Below are 17,019 nucleotides of genomic sequence, written 5' to 3'. Positions count from 1 at the left end.
ACCTCCCCCCGAAGGAGCCCGACGTGACCGCTCACGCCCCTGCCCCCGCTCCCCCACCCCAGGCCCAGCCCCGTAAGGCGGCGCTCGCCGCATGGATCGGCAGCGCGCTGGAGTACTACGACTTCTTCATCTACGGGAGCGCGGCGGCGCTGATCTTCCCCGAGGTCTTCTTCGACGAGTCGGATCCGGCGAACGCCACCTTGCTGTCCCTGGCCACCTTCGGTGTCGCGTACGCCGCCCGTCCGGTCGGCGCGCTCTTCCTCGGTCACGTCGGGGACCGGCTCGGCCGCAAGAAGATCATGGTCTTCACCCTGGTGCTGATGGGGCTCTCGACGTTCCTCATCGGCTGTCTGCCCACCCGGGAGCAGATCGGCGGGGCGGCACCCGTCCTGCTCGTCCTCCTGCGGATCCTCCAGGGCATCTCCGCGGCGGGCGAGCAGGCCAGCGCCAACTCGATGAGCCTGGAACACGCGCCCCGGCACCGACGCGGCTACTTCACCAGCTTCACCATCAACGGGACGCAGGCCGGCCAGCTGATCGCGACCCTGGCGTTCATCCCGGTCGCCGCCCTGCCCGAGGAGCAGCTCCTCTCCTGGGGCTGGCGCATCCCGTTCTGGCTGAGCGTCGCCGTCGCGATCACCGGTTACGTCATCCGCCGCACCCTGGACGAGACCCCTGTCTTCACCAAGCAGGCGGCGACCGAGGGGGTGCCGAAGATGCCGCTGACCGTGCTGCTGCGCGACCACTGGGCCGACGTGCTGCGGGTCGTCGCGGCCTCCGTGATCGCCACGGTCAGCACGATCTTCACCGTCTGGGCGCTGTCGTACGCCACGAGCGACGCCGTCGGCCTGAGCCGTACCGGCATGCTGTGGGTGGGCGCGCTGGCCAATGTGGTCGCCCTCTTCACCATCCCGCTCTGGGCACGGCTCTCGGACCGCGTCGGCCGCCGGCCCGTCTTCCTCGTCGGCGCCGTGGGCAGCGCGGTGGTGATGCCCCTGTACCTCTGGGCGATCTCCACGGGCGGCTATCCGCTGGTGCTGATCCTGGGCGTGCTCGTCTTCGGCGTCGTCTACAGCGCGGCCAACGGCATCTGGCCCGCCTTCTACGCCGAGATGTTCCCCACCCGGGTCAGGCTCTCGGGCATGGCGATCGGCACCCAGACGGGGTTCGCCATCGCCGGCTTCGCCGTGGCCTTCGCCTCGCAGATCGCCGGGCCGGGCGGCGACAACTGGGCCGGGGTCGCCGTCTTCGCCGCCGCGCTCTGTCTGCCACCGGTCGTCGCGGCGCTCTCCGCCCGCGAGACCGCGCATGTGGAGACGGAACAGCTCGGGGAGCGGCGCCCCGGGGTGGCCGCGGAGGCCGAGGTGCCGGTCGAGGCCTGAGGGCGGCCTACGCCTTGCCCGCCGGCTCGGGCACGGGCCCCCCGGCGGGCACCTCTTCCCCGGTCTCCGGCCGGCCGGCCGGGCCCGTGACGCCCTCGGCCCCTTCACCGGCGGCCCGGAGCCTGCGCGGCCCGGCGAGGACGTACGTCAGCCCGAAGCCCGCGCCCACCACCGCCGCACCGCCGACCGCGTCCAGCACCCAGTGGTTGCCGGTGGCGACGATGGCGGACACCGTGAACAGCGGGTGCAGCAGGCCCAGCACCTTCATCCACGCCTTCGGCGCGAGCAGCAGGATCACCACACCGCACCACAGCGACCAGCCGAAGTGCAGCGACGGCATCGCCGCGTACTGGTTGGTCACCGCCGTCAGCGCCCCGAAGTCGGGGCTGTCCAGGTCCTGCACCCCGTGCACGGTGTCGATGAAGCCGAGCCCCGGCATCAGACGCGGCGGCGCCAGCGGGTAGAGCCAGAAGCCGAGCAGCGCGAGGACCGTGGCGAAGCCGATGGTGGAGCGGGCCCAGCGGTAGTCGGAGGGCCTGCGCACGTACAGCACGGCGAGGATCGCGAGCGGCACGATGAAGTGGAACGTCGAGTAGTAGTAGTCGAAGAAGTCGCGCAGCCAGGGGATGGCGACCACCGTGTGGTTCGCCCAGTGCTCGATGTCGATGTGCAGCCACTGCTCGGCGGCATGGATCTGCCCGCCGTGCTCCTCGGCGGTGGAGCGCCCGGCGGTCGCCGCCAGGCGGACCTTCGCGTACGCGGAGTAGACGACCCGGATGAGCAGGAGTTCCAGCAGGAGGTTGGGGCGGCTGAGGACCCGGCGCCAGACCGGCAGCAGCGGCACCCAGGCGAACCGCGCCGGGACCGGCTTCGCGTAGTCCGTGGGCACCGGCCGCTGCCAGTGGGGCGAGGTGCGGGACAGGAACGGCACGGCGCAGGCGGCGCCGAGCGCGGCGATCAGCAGCACGTTGTCGCGTACGGGGAGGACCACCCCGACGTTCGGCAGCAGCATCTTCCCCGGCAGGGTGAGGACGAGCACCACGACCGCGGGCCAGACCAGCCGGTCCGAGGCCCGGGTGCCGGCCCGGCCGACGACGGCGAGCAGCACCCAGAGCAGCTGGTGCTGCCAGGCGGTGGGCGACACGGCGACGGCGACACAGCCCGTGACGGCGACGGCCAGGAGGAGCTGTCCGTCCCGCGCGTAACGGGCCGCACGGCGCAGACCGAGGACGGCCACGACGGCGGCCAGCACCAGGAACAGGGCGATCTCCACCGGCCCCTGGAGCCCGAACCGCAGCAGCGCGCCGTGCAGCGACTGGTTGGCCAGGCTGTCCGGCCGCGCGCCGAGCCCGGCGCCCGCGAGGTGGTGCACCCAGTACGCCCAGGAGTCACGCGGCATCACCACCCAGGCCAGCGCGGTGCAGACGGCGAAGGCGGCGCCACCGCTCACGGCGGCCCGGCGTCTGCCGGTCAGCCAGAACAGGACCGCGAAGAGCAGGACGGCGGGCTGGAGGGCCGCCGCGACACCGGTCAGCACTCCGGGAAGGCGCTCACCGCGCACGGCGAAGCAGGCGAGGAGCACCAGCAGGACCGGCAGGATGCTGGTCTGGCCCAGGTGCAGGGTGGTGCGGACGGGCAGCGACACCATCAGCAGGGTGACCGCGACGGGCGCCGCCAGGAACGCCGTGCGCCGGCTCACCGGCGCGGGCAGGGCACGGACGACGACGAAGCCGAGCAGCACGACGAGCAGCAGCGAACCGAACGTCCAGACGACGCCGAGGGCCTGCTGCGCCGAGATGGTCAGCGGCCTGAGCACCAGCCCGGCGAACGGCGTCCCGGTGAACCGCCCCGGCTCGTACAGGGAGCCCGCGATGTGCAGGACCCCGGTCGCCCCGGTCCAGGTCTCCAGATCGGTGAGGCGTTCACCGGGCGGCCGGCGCAGCACCACCGCCACCTGCCGTACCGCCAGGACCCCGACGACCATCCAGAGGACGGCTCTGACCACCGCGGCCCTCGCCCCCGGATCCGCCGCCGCGTCCCCCCGCACACTGCGCTCCACATCCGCCACGCCGCGCCGCCCCTCCCGTTTCCACGCACTGTCCCCTCGATCCGGGTATGTGCGGATGAAGCCTCGCATTGCCCCGTGCGATAGACCCAATCAACCCCCACTTAGCCTGACTGTCACCACCGATTTGCCGAAAGAATGCCCGGATACCCGCCGGGCTCATCGTTGGCCACGCCTTCACGCGACGGACGGAATGACGCCATGACCTGGACCGTGACCCCCGAACACGTCGGCAGCCCCGACGCGGCCCTGCTGCGGAGGGACTACTACGACGAGGTGGCGAGCCGTTACTGGGGCCGCCCGGCGACCACCGCGGAGATCGACGACGGGCTCAGGGACGACGGCGCCGGCCTGCTCGCCCCGCCCACCGGGGAGTTCCTGGTGGGGCGGTACGACGGCAAGCCGGCGAGCTGCGCGGGCCTGCGGCTGGTCGACGCGGGGACGGCGGAGCTGACCCGGGTGTTCGTACGGCCCGCCTTCCGCGCGACGGGCGGTGGCGGCCTGCTGCTCGCGGGCATCGAGAGCGCGGCGCGGGCGTACGGGGTGCGGCGGATCCGGCTGGACACCCGCAACGACCTGGTGGAGGCGCGCGGGCTGTACGCGAAGCACGGGTACGCGGAGATCCCGGCGTTCAACCAGGGCCCTTACGCGGAGCACTGGTTCGCCAAGGAGCTCTGAGCCCGGGGCGGCGCGCCGACGCATCCGTCCTCGTCGCCCCGCCCCGTCGCCCCGCCCCGTCGGCCCGTCGCCCCGTCGCTCCATCACCCCGTGCCGTCAGCCCACGGAGTGGTCGCGGCGCGGTTCCGGCATGTGCGGCCGCTCCCTGCTCGACCCGCTCACCTCGGCCGACAGCTCCGTGACCAGGCGGATCAGGTCGGTGGGCCGGTCCGGCCCCCACCAGTCGCCGAGCAGCTCGGCCAGGGATTCCTCGCGGGCCCGGGAGAGCCGGACCACGGCCTCCGCGCCCTTCTCGGTGAGTACCAGCTGCATGCCCTCGCGGCGGGCGAAGCCGTACCCCTCCACCTGGCGGGCGGCCGAGGTGATCACCCGCAGCGGCACGGGGGCGACCTCGGCCAGCCGGCCGGGTTCGACGGTGCCGTGCCGTTTGATGCGCAGCAGGAGCCAGCTGGCGGCGGGCTGCAGGTCGTAGCCGGCCTTCTCGGTGATCTTCTCGTAGATCTCCCGGCGCCCCTCCCGGGTGGCGAGCACGGACAGGGCGCGGGCGCATTCGTCGTACGAGGAGCGGTGGACGGGGTTCGACGCCAGGGTCTCGGTGGTGTCGGGTGCGGTCACCGAGCCGCGCAGGGGCTCCTCCCTGAGGAACCAGGCGAAGACGAAGGCGACGAGGACGACGGGTGCGGCGTAGAGGAAGACGTCGGTGATCGAGGTGGAGTAGGCGGTGAGCACGGAGGGGCGCAGGTCGGCGGGGAGGCGGCCGATGGCCCGGGGGTCGGCGGCCAGTGCGCCGGCGTCGACGCCGGGCGGCAGGGAACGGCCGCTGAGCGCGTCCTCCAGTTTGCCGGTCAGCCGGTTGGTGAAGATGGTGCCGAACACGGCCACGCCGAAGGACGCGCCGATGGAGCGGAAGAAGGTGGCTCCGGAGGTGGCGACGCCGAGGTCCTCGTAGCCGACGGAGTTCTGCACGATCAGCACGAGCACCTGCATCACCAGGCCGAGTCCGGCTCCGAAGACGAAGAAGCAGAGGCTCATCGTCCAGGTGGAGCTGGTCTCGGAGAGCGTGTGGAGCAGCAGCAGGCCGACGACGGTGAGGGCGGTGCCGGCGATCGGGAAGATCTTCCAGCGGCCCGTACGGCTGACGATCTGGCCGGAGCCGGTGGAGGTGAGCAGCAGGCCGAGGACCATGGGCAGCATGTGCACACCGGACAGGGTCGGGGTGATGCCGTGCACGACCTGGAGGAAGGTCGGCAGGTAGGTCATCGCGCCGAACATCGCGAAGCCGATGACGAAGCTGATGACGGCGACGAGGCTGAAGGTCCGCTGCCTGAACAGCTTCAGCGGCAGCACCGGCTCGGCCGCGCGGCGCTCGGCCGCGACGAAGGCGACGAGCAGCACCACGGCGAGGACGGCGAGGACGATGATCTGTGCCGAGCCCCAGGCCCAGGTGGTCCCGCCGAGCGAGGCGACGAGGATCAGGCAGGTCGCGACGGAGGCGATCAGGAAGGTGCCGAGGTAGTCGATGGTGTGCTTGGTGCGGCGGACCGGGATGTGCAGGGCCGTGGCGATGACGAGCAGCGCGACGATGCCGACGGGCAGGTTGATGTAGAAGACCCAGCGCCAGCTGAGGTGCTCGGTGAAGAAGCCGCCGAGGAGCGGTCCGAGCACGCTGGTCACTCCGAACACCGCGCCGAACAGGCCCTGGTACTTGCCTCGTTCGCGTGGGGTGACGATGTCGCCGACGATCGCCATCGACAGCACCATCAGTCCGCCGCCGCCGAGGCCCTGGAGGGCGCGGAAGCCGATCAGCTGCGGCATGTTCTGGGCCATGCCGCAGAGCGCGGAGCCGATGAGGAAGATGACGATGGCCGTCTGGAAGAGCCGCTTGCGTCCGTACTGGTCGCCGAGCTTGCCCCAGAGAGGGGTGGCAGCGGTGGCCGCCAGCAGGTAGGCGGTCACCACCCATGACAGGTGGTCCAGGCCGCCCAGTTCGCTGACGATCGTGGGCAGGGCGGTGGACACGATGGTCTGATCGAGTGCGGCGAGGAGCATGCCGAGGAGCAACGCGCCGATGGACACGAGGACATTCCGCCGGGACCGCCCCTCACCTGCTGCAAGGGGTGGCGGGCTCAACTGCTGGGCCATGAGCATCTCCTCGGGTCCGCTTCACCCCTATCCTGGCCGCTGTGTGCCGTTATGGCCTGCCGAGCAGTGGTACGGGCGTTGGGCTCGTCCGAGGCGGCCTGCATAATCGCAGGCAGTTCAATGGGGAGGGGACCCACGATGACCGGACCTGTGTGCCCGGAGTGCGGCGGCGAGCAGGGTGCGAGACCCGGGGCGGGGTGCGCCTGCGGAGCCCGTACGGCCGACCGGGACGCCCGGTCGGCGGAGATCGCGGCGGCGGAGGACTTCGACCCGCTGCGGATCCGCCCGTACGTGACGCTGAGCAGCGACGACGACGTCTCGGACCCGTACGTGGCGCCGGGGGGCGGCCACGGCACCGGGGGGTCGTACGCGGCGCCGGGCGGCGCCGCCGGGGAGCGTGACGCGCCGGGTCCGGGGGAGGCGGCGACGACGATGCCGCTGTTCCTGGACGGGGTGCGCGGCGGGGCGGCCGGGGCCGGGCGGGGGTCCGGGCCGGGTGCGCCGCCCGAGGGTGTCGCGGCCGACGGGGCCCGTCGGCGTACCGCGGCGGCCTACGCGGGCGGTGGCCCCGATCCCGTGCAGCCACGCCGCCGACGGCCTTTCGCGGTCGTCGCCGTGGGGGCGGCGGTGGCCGCGGTGGTGGGCACGGCCGCGTTCGCGAGCGGACTGTTCGACGACGAGGACCGCCGGGAGACGGCGCTGCCCGAGGTGACGTCGAGCGTGCCGGACGGGGGCGGCGAGCCGGCGGCGTCCGTGTCGGAGTCCCCGTCCGCGTCACCCTCGGCCACGCCGTCCCGGTCGGCGTCGGCTTCGCCCTCGGCGTCCCCTTCCCCCTCGAAGAGCCCTTCGGCGTCGCGTCCGGCGACCGTTTCGGCGTCGCCGTCGCCTTCGGCGTCCGTGACGAGGGCCCCTGCCACGACCGTGGCGGCTCCGCCGGCCGAGGAGGTGTCCGGGACCACGCTGCGGCGCGGGGACCGGGGCGCGGAGGTCTCCGAGCTCCAGCGGCGGCTCCAGGAGATCTGGGTCTACCGGGGGCCGGACGACGGCGACTACTCGGAGCGGGTGGAGCAGGCGGTCGCGGAGTACCAGAGGTGGGTCTCGGTCCAGGGTGATCCGCCGGGCGTCTACGGGCCGGAGACGCGGCGCGCCCTGGAGGCGCAGACGAGCGGCCGGGGGCGCCGGTCCTGAGCGGCGGAGGTCTGTGCGGGGGCCGGTTCCGTTCGGGGGCCGGGTTCCGCGCGGGTCCGGGGTCACGGTGCGCGGGTCCGAGGTCACGGTGCGCCGGGTCCGGGGGATTGGCGTTTCGGCGGCGGTTTTTGTATCGTGATGGAACAAAGTAGCCTCCGCCCGTTCTCCCTGACCGGCGGGCGGGGCTGCTTGTTTCTTCACCCACAGCTACGAGCTGTTCCCCCGCGCTCTGGAGCATGCCGATGTCGGCCACCGTCCTCGAAGCCCGCGCCCTCCTGCTGGACATGGACGGCACCCTCGTGAATTCCGACGCGGTGGTGGAGCGCTGCTGGCGCCGCTGGGCGGTCGCCCAGGGGCTCGACCCCGAGGCGACCCTCAAGGTCGTGCACGGACGTCAGGGTTACGCGACGATGGCCGCCCTGCTCCCGGACCGCCCCATGGAGCAGAACTACGCGGAGAACCGGATCATGCTCGCCGAGGAGACCGCCGACACGGACGGCGTGGTGCCCATCGGCGGCGCCACCGCCTTCATGGCGTCGATCGCCGGCCTCCCCCACGCGCTCGTGACCTCGGCCGACGAGGCGCTCGCGCAGGCCAGGATGACGGCGGCGGCCCTGCCGGTGCCGGAGACCCGTGTCACCGCCGAGATGGTCGGCGCGAGCAAGCCGGACCCCGAGGGCTTCCTCAAGGGCGCGGCCGAGCTGGGCTTCGACCCGGCGGACTGCGTCGTGTTCGAGGACTCCGAGGCGGGCATCACGGCGGGCCGCGCGGCCGGGATGCGCGTGGTGGGCGTCGGCCCGCGCGCGGCGGCGCTCTCCCCGGACGCCCATGTCGAGGACCTGACGCAGCTCCGGGTGGAGGCGGTCGCGGACGGTTCGATCCGTCTGCACATCGACGCCAGGTAGGAGGCGCACCCCCGGGGGCCGTCCCCGACGTACCGAACGGCGCCCGGGCCTTGACCGGGCGCGCACCGCCGTCCCGGCCTTCACCACGCACGCACCGCCACCCCGGCCTTGACCGCGCACGCGCCGGCGCCCGGGCCCCGGGAGCGTTCCGCCTCACTCGCGGTGCAGCACACCCCGCGCGACCAGTTCCAGCACCAGCGCGACGGCGACCGCCTGCACCGCCATCAGGGCCACCAGGACGAACAGTTGCACGGCGCCCGCCTCCACCGGTGAGGCGCCGCCCAGCAGCATGCCCACGAAGGCCCCGGGCAGGGTGACCAGCCCCACGGTCCGGGTCTGGTCGAGGCCCGGCAGCAGCGCGTCCGACGCCGCGGGGCGGGCGATCTCCAGCCGGGCGTCCCGGTCCGGCAGGCCCAGCGCCATCCCGGCCTCCACCTCCCCCCGCCGCGCCCCGAGTTCGTCCAGCGCGCGCCGCCCGCCGAGCACGGTCGCGGTGAGCGCGCCCCCGATGAGGATGCCCGTGACCGGGATCAGCGCGATGCCGCGCAACGGCAGGAGCCCGGTGAGCAGGAGCGCCGCCACCACCGGTACGACGCCCGCCGCGATCGGCGGAGCGGCCCACCACCAGGTGCCGTTGGGGGTGATCCGCCGGCCCGCGGTGCGCACGGCGACCGCGAACATCAGCAGCAGGAAGCCGAGCAGGGGCCACGGCGAGCGCACCACCCAGCCGATGAGCAGGGAGACGACGGCCAGTTGGGCCGCGGCCCGCACCCCGGCGACGGCGATCTCGCGGGACCGGCCCAGTGACGCCCAGGCCGCGACGGCCACGGCGGCCACCAGGAGCACGGCGAGCACGGCCCCGAGCGCGGGATTGACCGGAAGCAGCACCTGGTCACCCTAAAGGGGGACACCCGCCCCTGGAACTGCGGGTCCGTCACCCCTCCACGTCGAACACCCTTCGGACGGGACGTCAGACCGACCGTCCTACCTCTTGATGTGACGTGCGCATGTCGTCACTCTGTTACCTGACGACCACCCCACCGAAACCCGGTGCCGCCACGATGGCCGGGCTCGCAGGTCGCCCGCTCAACAGCCCCCCACATCAAGGGAGTTCGAATGTCCGGTATCTACGCGCGTCGCATAGCCGTCCTCGCCGCCTCTGCGGCGCTCGCCGCGACGACGGGGCTTCTCACCGCCCCGACCGCCCAGGCCGCGATGCCCACCCCGGTCGCCGCCTCGACCGCCCGTACGTATCTGAGCCAGCTCACCGTGTCCGCCGAGGGCTCCTCGTCCGGCTACAGCCGCGACAAGTTCCCGCACTGGATCACGCAGTCGGGCGCCTGCAACACCCGCGAGGTGGTGCTGAAGCGTGACGGCACGGGTGTCGTCCAGGACTCCTCCTGCGCCGCGACCAGCGGCAGTTGGTACTCGGAGTACGACGGCGCCACCTGGACCGCCGCCGCCGATCTGGACATCGACCACATGGTGCCCCTCGCCGAGGCCTGGCGCTCGGGGGCCAGCGGCTGGACCACCGCCCAGCGCCAGTCCTTCGCCAACGACCTGACCCGCCCGCAGCTGATCGCGGTCACCGACAACGTCAACCAGTCCAAGAGCGACCAGGACCCCGGCGAGTGGCTCCCCTCGCGCGCCGCCTACCGCTGCACCTACGCCCGCGCCTGGGTGCACGTGAAGCACTACTACGACCTCACCGTCGACTCCACCGAGAAGAGCGCCCTGCAGTCCGTCCTCAACGGCTGCTGACCCTCCCGCCCCGGCGGAACCATCCCGCCCTCCTCCGTCGTTCCGTACCCTACGGAGCCATCGGTGACGGCGACGCGAGGAGGGCACACATGGCCGGGCTACGCCTGGGACCACTGCTGAGGTACGTCGACTGGGAGTCCGGCTCCCGGGCGACGGTCTGGGTGGAGGCGACCAGGCCCTGCACGGCGGAGGTCCGCTGCGCGGACGGGGCGTCGGGGACCTCCCCCACGTTCGCCGTCCAGGGCCACCACTACGCCCTGGTGGTGGTGACGGGCCTGACACCCGGCTCGTCCACGCCGTACGAGGTGCTGCTCGACGGCCGCCGCGTATGGCCGCCGGAGGACTCCCGCTTCCCGCCGAGCACCATCAGCACGCCCGCGGTGCCACAGCCGGAGGAGGCGGGTCCGGTCCGGGTCGCGTTCGGCTCCTGCCGCTGGGCGGCTCCACCGGCCCACGGCCACCGGCACGGGTACGACTCCAGCTCACACCCCAGCACGGGAGACCCTTCCCCAAGCTCTCGACTCCGCTCGAGCAGGGGAGACCCTTCCCCAAGCTCTCGGCTGCGCTCGAGCAGGGGAGACCCCATTGGCCCCGACGCGCTCGATGCGTTGGCGTCGCGGCTGGCCTCCGATCCCTCGGCCGTACGTCCGGACGTCCTCCTGCTCCTCGGCGACCAGGTGTACGCGGACGAGACGTCGCCGGCCACCCGCCGACGGCTCGCCGCCCGCCGCGACCTGGACGAGGCGCCCGGCGCGGAGGTCGCGGACTACGAGGAGTACACCCACCTCTACGACGAGTCCTGGCAGGACCCCGAGGTGCGCTGGCTGCTCTCCACCGTGCCCAGCTGCATGATCTTCGACGACCACGACGTCGTGGACGACTGGAACACCAGCGCCGCCTGGGTCCAGGACATGCGCCGCACCCCGTGGTGGCACGAGCGGATCGTCAGCGGACTCATGACGTACTGGGTCTACCAGCACCTCGGCAACCTCTCCCCCGAGGCCCTGGAGGCCGACCCGGTCTACGCCGCCGTACGCGCCGCACCCGACGGCACCGAGACCCTGCGCGCCCACGCGGCGGCCGCGGACGCCGACCCCACACGGGTCCGGTGGAGCTACCGGCGTGTTTTCGGCCGAGTACGGCTGCTGATGGTCGACACCCGGGCGGCCCGCTCGCTGGAGGAGCAGCAGCGGTCGATGCTGCGGGCCGAGGAGGAGCGGTGGCTGCGCGACGAGATGCTCACGGACCGCGGCGCGTACGACCATCTGCTGATCGGCACCTCGCTGCCGTGGCTGCTGCCGCCGCTCATACACGACGCGGAGACCTGGAACGCCGCGCTGTGCCGCGGGGACCGTGGCGAGCGCTGGGCGCGGATCGGGGAGAAGGTGCGCCGGGCCGGTGACCTGGAGCATTGGGCCGCGTTCCCGGAGTCGTTCCGCCGCCTGTCGGAGCTGCTGAGGGAGGCGGGGCAGGGTTCCGACGCGCCCGCGACGGTTTGTGTGCTCTCGGGCGATGTGCACCATGCGTACGTCACGGAGCCCCAGTGGTCCGATTCCGACCCGGAGGACACGGCTGCCGCACGCGTCCTGCAACTGACCTGCTCTCCCGTCCACAACTCCATCCCCGCGTACGTACGCGCCGGATTCCGCTTCGGCTGGAGCGGGGCGGGCCGGTGGCTCGGGCGCGCGCTGAGGTTCCACGGACGGACCGGGCGCCCTCCGATGCGCTGGCGCAAGACGGGCGGACCATGGTTCGGCAATCAGCTGATGACGCTCACCCTGCATGGCCGGAAAGCTGCGCTGACATTGGTTCAGGCCAGGGCCAGGCCCGCAGGAGCACAGCTCGAGACCGTTCTGGAGCGCACGCTGACCTCGAACTGATCACCAATTTTCAGCCAGTCGACAGAATGTTGAACTTGCAAGCACAAGTGAGGCCACCCTAACCTGATGGGCCCCGCTCGGTTTCACGTCCCCAGACCGAAGGAGCCCCACCTCCCATGTCCATACGCCTGAACCGGGCCCAGCCCTACGCGCTGGGTCTCTTCCGCATCGTCATCGGCTTTCTCTTCGCCTGCCACGGCGCCGCCTCGCTCTTCGGTGTCCTCGGCGGCTCCATGGGCGGTGGCTCCATCCCCGCCGGCACCTGGCCCGGCTGGTACGCGGCGGTGATCCAGTTCGTCGGCGGCATCCTGGTCGCGCTCGGCCTCGGCACCCGTGTCGCCGCGCTCGTCTCCTCCGGCTCCATGGCCTACGCGTACTTCAAGGTGCACCAGCCCGAGTCGCTGTTCCCCCTGCAGAACGGCGGCGAGGCCTCGGCGGTCTTCTGCTGGACCTTCCTCCTGCTGGTCTTCACGGGCCCCGGCGCCGTGGCCCTGGACCGGCTGTTCTCCTCGCGCGGCGACTCCGCCCGGGAGAACGCCCCCGCTCCCGAGGAGGCCCGGGCCGTCTCGGTCTGAACCCCCGCTCCCCCGCACCCCGGCCCCCCTCCTCCCGAGGGGGGCCGGGGTCGTCACGTGACCTGCACGACATCGGCCGCCCGCCCGGTGAATACCAGGTGAACCGGGTGAACGGCAGGCGTACGCTGTACAGCTGGCCCTGCCGCTCCTGCCGCTCCCCTGCGACGTCGCGGCGTTGACGCGGAACACGGGAACCGGGAACGGGGAGTAGAAAGTGCTCGAGAGTGTGGGTGCGCTGACCGGCAGCCCATGGATCTACGCGGTGGTCGCCCTCTCGGTGCTCCTGGACGTCTTCCTGCCCGTCCTGCCCAGCGGCGTGCTGGTGATCACCGCGGCCACGGCGGCCGCCGCGAGCACGACCACGGTGACCGCTGCGGCGGGTGAGGCCACCCGGCACGTGCCCTCGCTCCTGGTGCTGACCCTGTGCGCGGCCACCGCCTCGGTGCTCGGCGACCTCGTGGCGTACCGCCTGGCCTGGCGCGGCGGCGAGCGTCTGGACCGGGCCATCGCCAGGTCCCGCCGCCTCACCTCCGCACAGGAGCGCCTCGGCGCCGCGCTGAGCCGTGGCGGTGGCGCGCTGGTCGTCGTCGCCCGCTTCGCCCCGGCCGGCCGCTCCGTCGTCTCCCTGGGCGCGGGCGCGGCTCACCGCAAGGTGAAGGAGTTCCTGCCCTGGTCGGCGTTGGCCGGAGTGGCCTGGGCGGTCTACAGCGTGGGCCTCGGCTACTTCGGCGGCCAGTGGCTGGGCGCGGGATGGCTGGGCACGGCCGTCTCGGTCCTCGCCCTGTTCCTCGCCGGCGCCCTCGCGGCCGTCGTCGTACGCCGCCCCGCCCACGCCTCGGCGGCCCCGGCAGCGGGAGCCCCGGCCGGGACCTGACGGGCCCGGCACGGGCGGCCCGCACCGGCCGGGACCTGCGCCCGCGTCCCGCTCAGACCCGGGCGGCGCCCCGTATCTCCAGGCCGTCCAGCAGCCGCTGGGTGGCCTCGGTGATCTCGGCGACGGCCCGGTCGAAGACCTCCTGGTTGTGCGCGGCGGGCGCACGGAAGCCGGACACCTTGCGTACGTACTGCAGGGCGGCGGCCCGCATCTCCTCCTCGGTGGCTTCCTCGGGGATGGACGGCGGACGAAGCGTCTTGATGGAACGGCACATGTCTCCAGTGTGCGACGCACCACTGACAACGCGCCCCGGGAACTACACGCCCGGTGGGTCCCCGAGCCGATCGAGCGCCGGGACGACGTAGCTCCCGTCGAGAACCTCCTGGTCGGGAAGGTGGAGCCGCAGCACCGGCCGGAAGGCGCCCGGCGGCAGCGGCAGCCAGTTAGCCGCGCCCTCGCCGTCCGCCGGCCGCTCCGCGGACAGGTGCAGCGTCAGCGACCCGTCGTCGCCGTGGACGAGCCCGGGCGTACGGCTCCCGATCGCGTACCGGTCCGCGCCGTTCGGAACCAGGTGGCCGCCGGGGCTGTCGTACACGGTCAGCGACCAGAAGGCCCGGACCGGCGGCGGCTGCGCGAAGCGCAGCGCATAGCGGTGGGCCCCGTCGAGCGTGCGGCCCCGGGAGTCGCGCGAGGTGTGCGCGACCACCGCCTCGTAGCCGTGCGGAAGCCGGTACCCCCGCCGCGCCGCGACCGCCCTGACCAGGTACGACGCCTCCCGGTCCGGGAGCGTCCACTCCGGCGTGCCGAGCGTGCCGACCCCGAAGTGGTCCAGGTTGTGGTCGCGCAGATGGGGAGTGGCCTGCCAGGCGCCCGGCGGGCCCTCGGCCAGCACCTGGGGCAGACGGGCCGCCTCCTCCACCCGCAGCCGGCCCAGCGCGAGTCCCCGCCCCAGTGCCCGTACGAGACGGGGCGAGGCGGACACGTACGGCGAGAGCCCCTCCTCCAGGATCCCCAGGGGCTGGAAGCGGTCCTGGTACGCGCGGTCGGCGGCGGCGGGCGGGAAGTCGGCCATCCACACCCGGAGCTCCTCGAAGAACCGCAGCTCCCCCGGCACCCCGGGCTCGGTTGCCGGGAGTCCGGTGCGGTGGGCGCGGTCGCCCAGGTGCGTGAGCGTCAGCTCCTGCTGGAGCGTTCTGACCCGGGGCATGTCGTCGGGCCCGTCGCAGACGAGACGGCCGAGGACGGAGACGACGGAGGTGGGTGCGTCGATGACCCCGGACACCACGTCGGGGACGGTGCCGGACCAGCCGGGCGGCACGACCAGCCAGTCGCCCTCGCCCGTACCGGTGGCCCGGGTGCCGAGGTAGGCGAAGGCATTGCCCCAGGTGTCGACGAACTGGAGGACGTAGTACGCCCCGCCGGTGTCCGGGACGTGCAGCCTGACGGGCCCTCCGGAGAGGTCGAGCTGCGCGAGCGCGTCGACGAGGTCGGCCGGGGCGTACGGGGTGTACGTGGCGGGTGTGGCCGGCCCGTCCGCGTGGGCGAAGGCGTTGAACGGGGTGGCGGGTGTCGCCTCGCAGCCCTCCCGCAGGCAGGCCTGGACGCCCGACAGCCGGCGGACGAGCGGGGACCCGTAGACGTACGCGTCGGCGGCCAGCGCCGTGATCGCGTCCGGCTCCATGCCGCCTCGCCCGGGGGCCACGTCAGATGACCGGCTTCGCCCGGTGGGCGCACAGGGCCCAGATGACGAAGGTGTCGAGCGCGATGGAGATGACCGCCCACACCGGCTGGTACGGCAGCCACATGAAGTTGGCGACGAGGTTCAGCGCCGCGAGCACGATGCCCACCCCCCAGGCCCACGCGGAGCCCTTGAGGATGCCCCAGCCGACGACCACCAGGATCACCCCGAGGACCAGGTGGATCCAGCCCCAGGCGGTGATGTCGAACTTGAACGTGTAGTTGCTGATGCGGGTGTACACGTCGTCGGACGCGATGCCCGCGATCCCCTTGACGATGGAGAGGATGCCGTCGACGAGGAGCACGACCCCCGCGAACATCGCCCCGGCGGCTCCCCAGGGGCTGGGCTCGGAGGCCGAGGGCCGGGAGGAGCCGGGCACGGACGATGCTGACTGGGTCATGGGATTCCCTCCGCTCGACGGGCCACCCGCACTGCTGGGGGGCAGCTCCGACCCTGTGGGACGACCTGACCGGCCACGACCCGGACGCCCCCGTTCGGGTGACGGCCCCGGCCGTGTTCAGGGCGCCCCCACGGTCACGACCTGCCCCTGTGCGTCGACGGTGAGCACGATCCGTTCGACATCGTTGGTCAGCGCCAGGACCGCCCACACACCGCCCCAGACGAAGCACGTGAAGACGGTCAGAAAGGCGTGCAGCACATGGTTGACCGGCTCCCCGCGCACCATCACGGCCTGGCTCCCGGACCGGGACTCCACCCGCCACCCGGCGGCGACCCGCCGGCTCACCACCCAGTCCAGGATCAGCCCCCGCTGCGTGGCGTCGGGGGTCCCCGTGCTCGCCCCGTAGTAGCCGGGGGGAGGTTCGAGTGACGCCTCCTGCCGGTGTCCGCGTCCGTGTCCTCCACGACGACGCTTCACGGGCTCACCTCCAGGTGTCGAGGTCTCCGCCCCGCCACTCGATCAACTCCGGCTGGTCCAGATCGATCTCCTCCGCCCCCTCGGCGAGCCCGGCCCGCCGCAGGAACGAGGCGACCTCCCCGCGCCCGTGCGCCAGCCCGACGATCTGCCCACGCACGGTCACCCGCCGCGCCCCGGTCGGCGAGGGCGGATACACGATCACAGGCGGATGTCCGGACATGCCTCCACGGTCCCCCGCCCCCCGCCCCCTCGCATCCCGGGGCCCGCGGGGCGGCGTGCATGCTGGACCTTCAGCCGCGCTCCTCGTACCGCTGATCAAAGGGCGGGGCGTGGGCGGACCGGCCACGGTGGAGGATCGGACAGTGAGCACAGGCAGTCGCGGGGTACTGGGGGTCGTGGGTACGGCGACCGACGGGGTCGAGACGCTGCGTACCGGCCTGGTCGAGCCGGCCGTCGCGCTGGGCTGGCAGGTCGCCGTGACGCTCACGCCGAACGCCGGCCGCTGGCTGAGGGCCTGTGGCGAGTGGGACCGGCTCGAGTCCTCGACCGGCCTCCCGGTACGCGACACCCCGCGCCTGCCCGCCGAGCCCCGCCCCCATCCCGTCGCCGACTGCTACGTCGTCGCACCGGCGAGCGCGAACTTCGTCGCCAAGCTCGCCACGGGCATCGCCGACAACCAGGCCCTGACGCAGGTCGGCGAAGCCCTCGGCACGGCCGGCGTCCCGGTCGTGGTGTTCCCCCGGATCAACGCGGCCCACGCACGGCATCCGGCGTGGGACGGCCACATCGAGGCGCTGCGCCGGGCAGGCGTGGAACTCGTGTACGGAGCGGACGTCTGGCCCCTGTACGAGCCACGGGAGGGCCCCGCGGTCCGGGAGCTGCCGTGGGCGCAGATCCTGGCCCGCCCGGCGGTGGGACCGCGCTGAGGCGGCACCGTCCTCACCGCGCGGGTGC

Annotated in this window: 17 protein-coding genes; 9 read left to right on the top strand and 8 right to left on the bottom strand. The window is 73.1% G+C overall.

Annotated elements, in window-relative coordinates; all coding sequences use genetic code 11:
* Positions 1–23 precede the first annotated feature (23 nt).
* Positions 24–1,382 (top strand): MFS transporter, encoded by a 1,359-nt coding sequence (locus ACZ607_RS02245; protein WP_469730850.1) that lies wholly within the window; start codon positions 24–26, stop codon positions 1,380–1,382.
* Between the two features lie 7 nt (positions 1,383–1,389).
* Here ACZ607_RS02245 and ACZ607_RS02240 read toward each other — a convergent pair whose 3' ends face one another.
* Positions 1,390–3,450 carry a bifunctional glycosyltransferase 87/phosphatase PAP2 family protein gene (locus ACZ607_RS02240; protein ID WP_469730848.1) on the bottom strand — a complete coding sequence of 687 codons (2,061 nt, stop codon included), beginning with the start codon at positions 3,448–3,450 and terminating at the stop codon, positions 1,390–1,392.
* A 198-nt stretch (positions 3,451–3,648) separates the two neighbouring features.
* Here ACZ607_RS02240 and ACZ607_RS02235 point away from each other — a divergent pair, with 198 nt between their 5' ends.
* Positions 3,649–4,125 carry a GNAT family N-acetyltransferase gene (locus tag ACZ607_RS02235; protein ID WP_469730846.1) on the top strand — a complete coding sequence of 159 codons (477 nt, stop codon included), beginning with the start codon at positions 3,649–3,651 and terminating at the stop codon, positions 4,123–4,125.
* Positions 4,126–4,221: 96 nt separating this feature from the next.
* On the opposite strand, the gene ACZ607_RS02230 is transcribed toward ACZ607_RS02235, so the two are convergent.
* Entirely contained in the window at positions 4,222–6,267 is a 2,046-nt protein-coding gene (locus tag ACZ607_RS02230; RefSeq protein ID WP_469730844.1) for an MDR family MFS transporter, read from the bottom strand.
* Between the two features lie 138 nt (positions 6,268–6,405).
* On the opposite strand from ACZ607_RS02230, the gene ACZ607_RS02225 reads away from it, so the two are divergent.
* The gene (locus ACZ607_RS02225; RefSeq protein WP_469730842.1) at positions 6,406–7,455 is read left to right on the top strand and encodes a peptidoglycan-binding protein; all 1,050 of its coding nucleotides are present in this window, start codon (positions 6,406–6,408) and stop codon (positions 7,453–7,455) included.
* A 242-nt stretch (positions 7,456–7,697) separates the two neighbouring features.
* The gene (locus tag ACZ607_RS02220; protein WP_469730840.1) at positions 7,698–8,360 is read left to right on the top strand and encodes an HAD-IA family hydrolase; all 663 of its coding nucleotides are present in this window, start codon (positions 7,698–7,700) and stop codon (positions 8,358–8,360) included.
* Positions 8,361–8,513: 153 nt separating this feature from the next.
* On the opposite strand, the gene ACZ607_RS02215 is transcribed toward ACZ607_RS02220, so the two are convergent.
* Positions 8,514–9,248 (bottom strand): ABC transporter permease, encoded by a 735-nt coding sequence (locus tag ACZ607_RS02215; protein WP_469730838.1) that lies wholly within the window; start codon positions 9,246–9,248, stop codon positions 8,514–8,516.
* Between the two features lie 228 nt (positions 9,249–9,476).
* On the opposite strand from ACZ607_RS02215, the gene ACZ607_RS02210 reads away from it, so the two are divergent.
* The 4 genes from ACZ607_RS02210 (at position 9,477) to ACZ607_RS02195 (ending at position 13,450) form a co-directional block, all read left to right on the top strand.
* Entirely contained in the window at positions 9,477–10,121 is a 645-nt protein-coding gene (locus ACZ607_RS02210; protein ID WP_469730836.1) for an HNH endonuclease family protein, read from the top strand.
* 89 nt (positions 10,122–10,210) lie between these two features.
* The gene (locus ACZ607_RS02205; RefSeq protein ID WP_469730833.1) at positions 10,211–12,001 is read left to right on the top strand and encodes an alkaline phosphatase D family protein; all 1,791 of its coding nucleotides are present in this window, start codon (positions 10,211–10,213) and stop codon (positions 11,999–12,001) included.
* Between the two features lie 116 nt (positions 12,002–12,117).
* On the top strand, positions 12,118–12,576 hold the full coding sequence (locus ACZ607_RS02200; RefSeq protein WP_469730831.1) for a DoxX family protein: 459 nt from the start codon (positions 12,118–12,120) through the stop codon (positions 12,574–12,576).
* A 214-nt stretch (positions 12,577–12,790) separates the two neighbouring features.
* A complete protein-coding gene (locus tag ACZ607_RS02195; RefSeq protein WP_469730829.1) occupies positions 12,791–13,450 on the top strand; it encodes a DedA family protein in 660 nt (219 codons plus the stop codon).
* Between the two features lie 52 nt (positions 13,451–13,502).
* On the opposite strand, the gene ACZ607_RS02190 is transcribed toward ACZ607_RS02195, so the two are convergent.
* The 5 genes from ACZ607_RS02190 to ACZ607_RS02170 form a co-directional block, all read right to left on the bottom strand.
* Positions 13,503–13,724: a DUF2277 domain-containing protein gene (locus tag ACZ607_RS02190; RefSeq protein ID WP_403984814.1), complete on the bottom strand. Its 222-nt coding sequence runs from the start codon at positions 13,722–13,724 to the stop codon at positions 13,503–13,505.
* 42 nt (positions 13,725–13,766) lie between these two features.
* Positions 13,767–15,131 carry a DUF1254 domain-containing protein gene (locus tag ACZ607_RS02185; RefSeq protein WP_469730826.1) on the bottom strand — a complete coding sequence of 455 codons (1,365 nt, stop codon included), beginning with the start codon at positions 15,129–15,131 and terminating at the stop codon, positions 13,767–13,769.
* 22 nt (positions 15,132–15,153) lie between these two features.
* Positions 15,154–15,588 (bottom strand): DUF7144 family membrane protein, encoded by a 435-nt coding sequence (locus ACZ607_RS02180; protein ID WP_469730824.1) that lies wholly within the window; start codon positions 15,586–15,588, stop codon positions 15,154–15,156.
* A gap of 117 nt (positions 15,589–15,705) precedes the next feature.
* Entirely contained in the window at positions 15,706–16,065 is a 360-nt protein-coding gene (locus ACZ607_RS02175) for a DUF8108 domain-containing protein (protein WP_469730822.1), read from the bottom strand.
* Between the two features lie 4 nt (positions 16,066–16,069).
* Positions 16,070–16,285, bottom strand: a complete 216-nt coding sequence (locus ACZ607_RS02170; protein WP_469730820.1) for a hypothetical protein — start codon at positions 16,283–16,285, stop codon at positions 16,070–16,072.
* 142 nt (positions 16,286–16,427) lie between these two features.
* Between ACZ607_RS02170 and ACZ607_RS02165 the strand changes: the two genes are divergently transcribed.
* Positions 16,428–16,991: a flavoprotein gene (locus ACZ607_RS02165; protein ID WP_469730818.1), complete on the top strand. Its 564-nt coding sequence runs from the start codon at positions 16,428–16,430 to the stop codon at positions 16,989–16,991.
* Positions 16,992–17,019 lie beyond the last annotated feature (28 nt).

This window comes from Streptomyces sp. NPDC104381, assembly GCF_055583745.1.
Note: the sequence above shows the minus strand (reverse complement) of the source record. Positions and strands in the feature narration are given on the sequence as shown.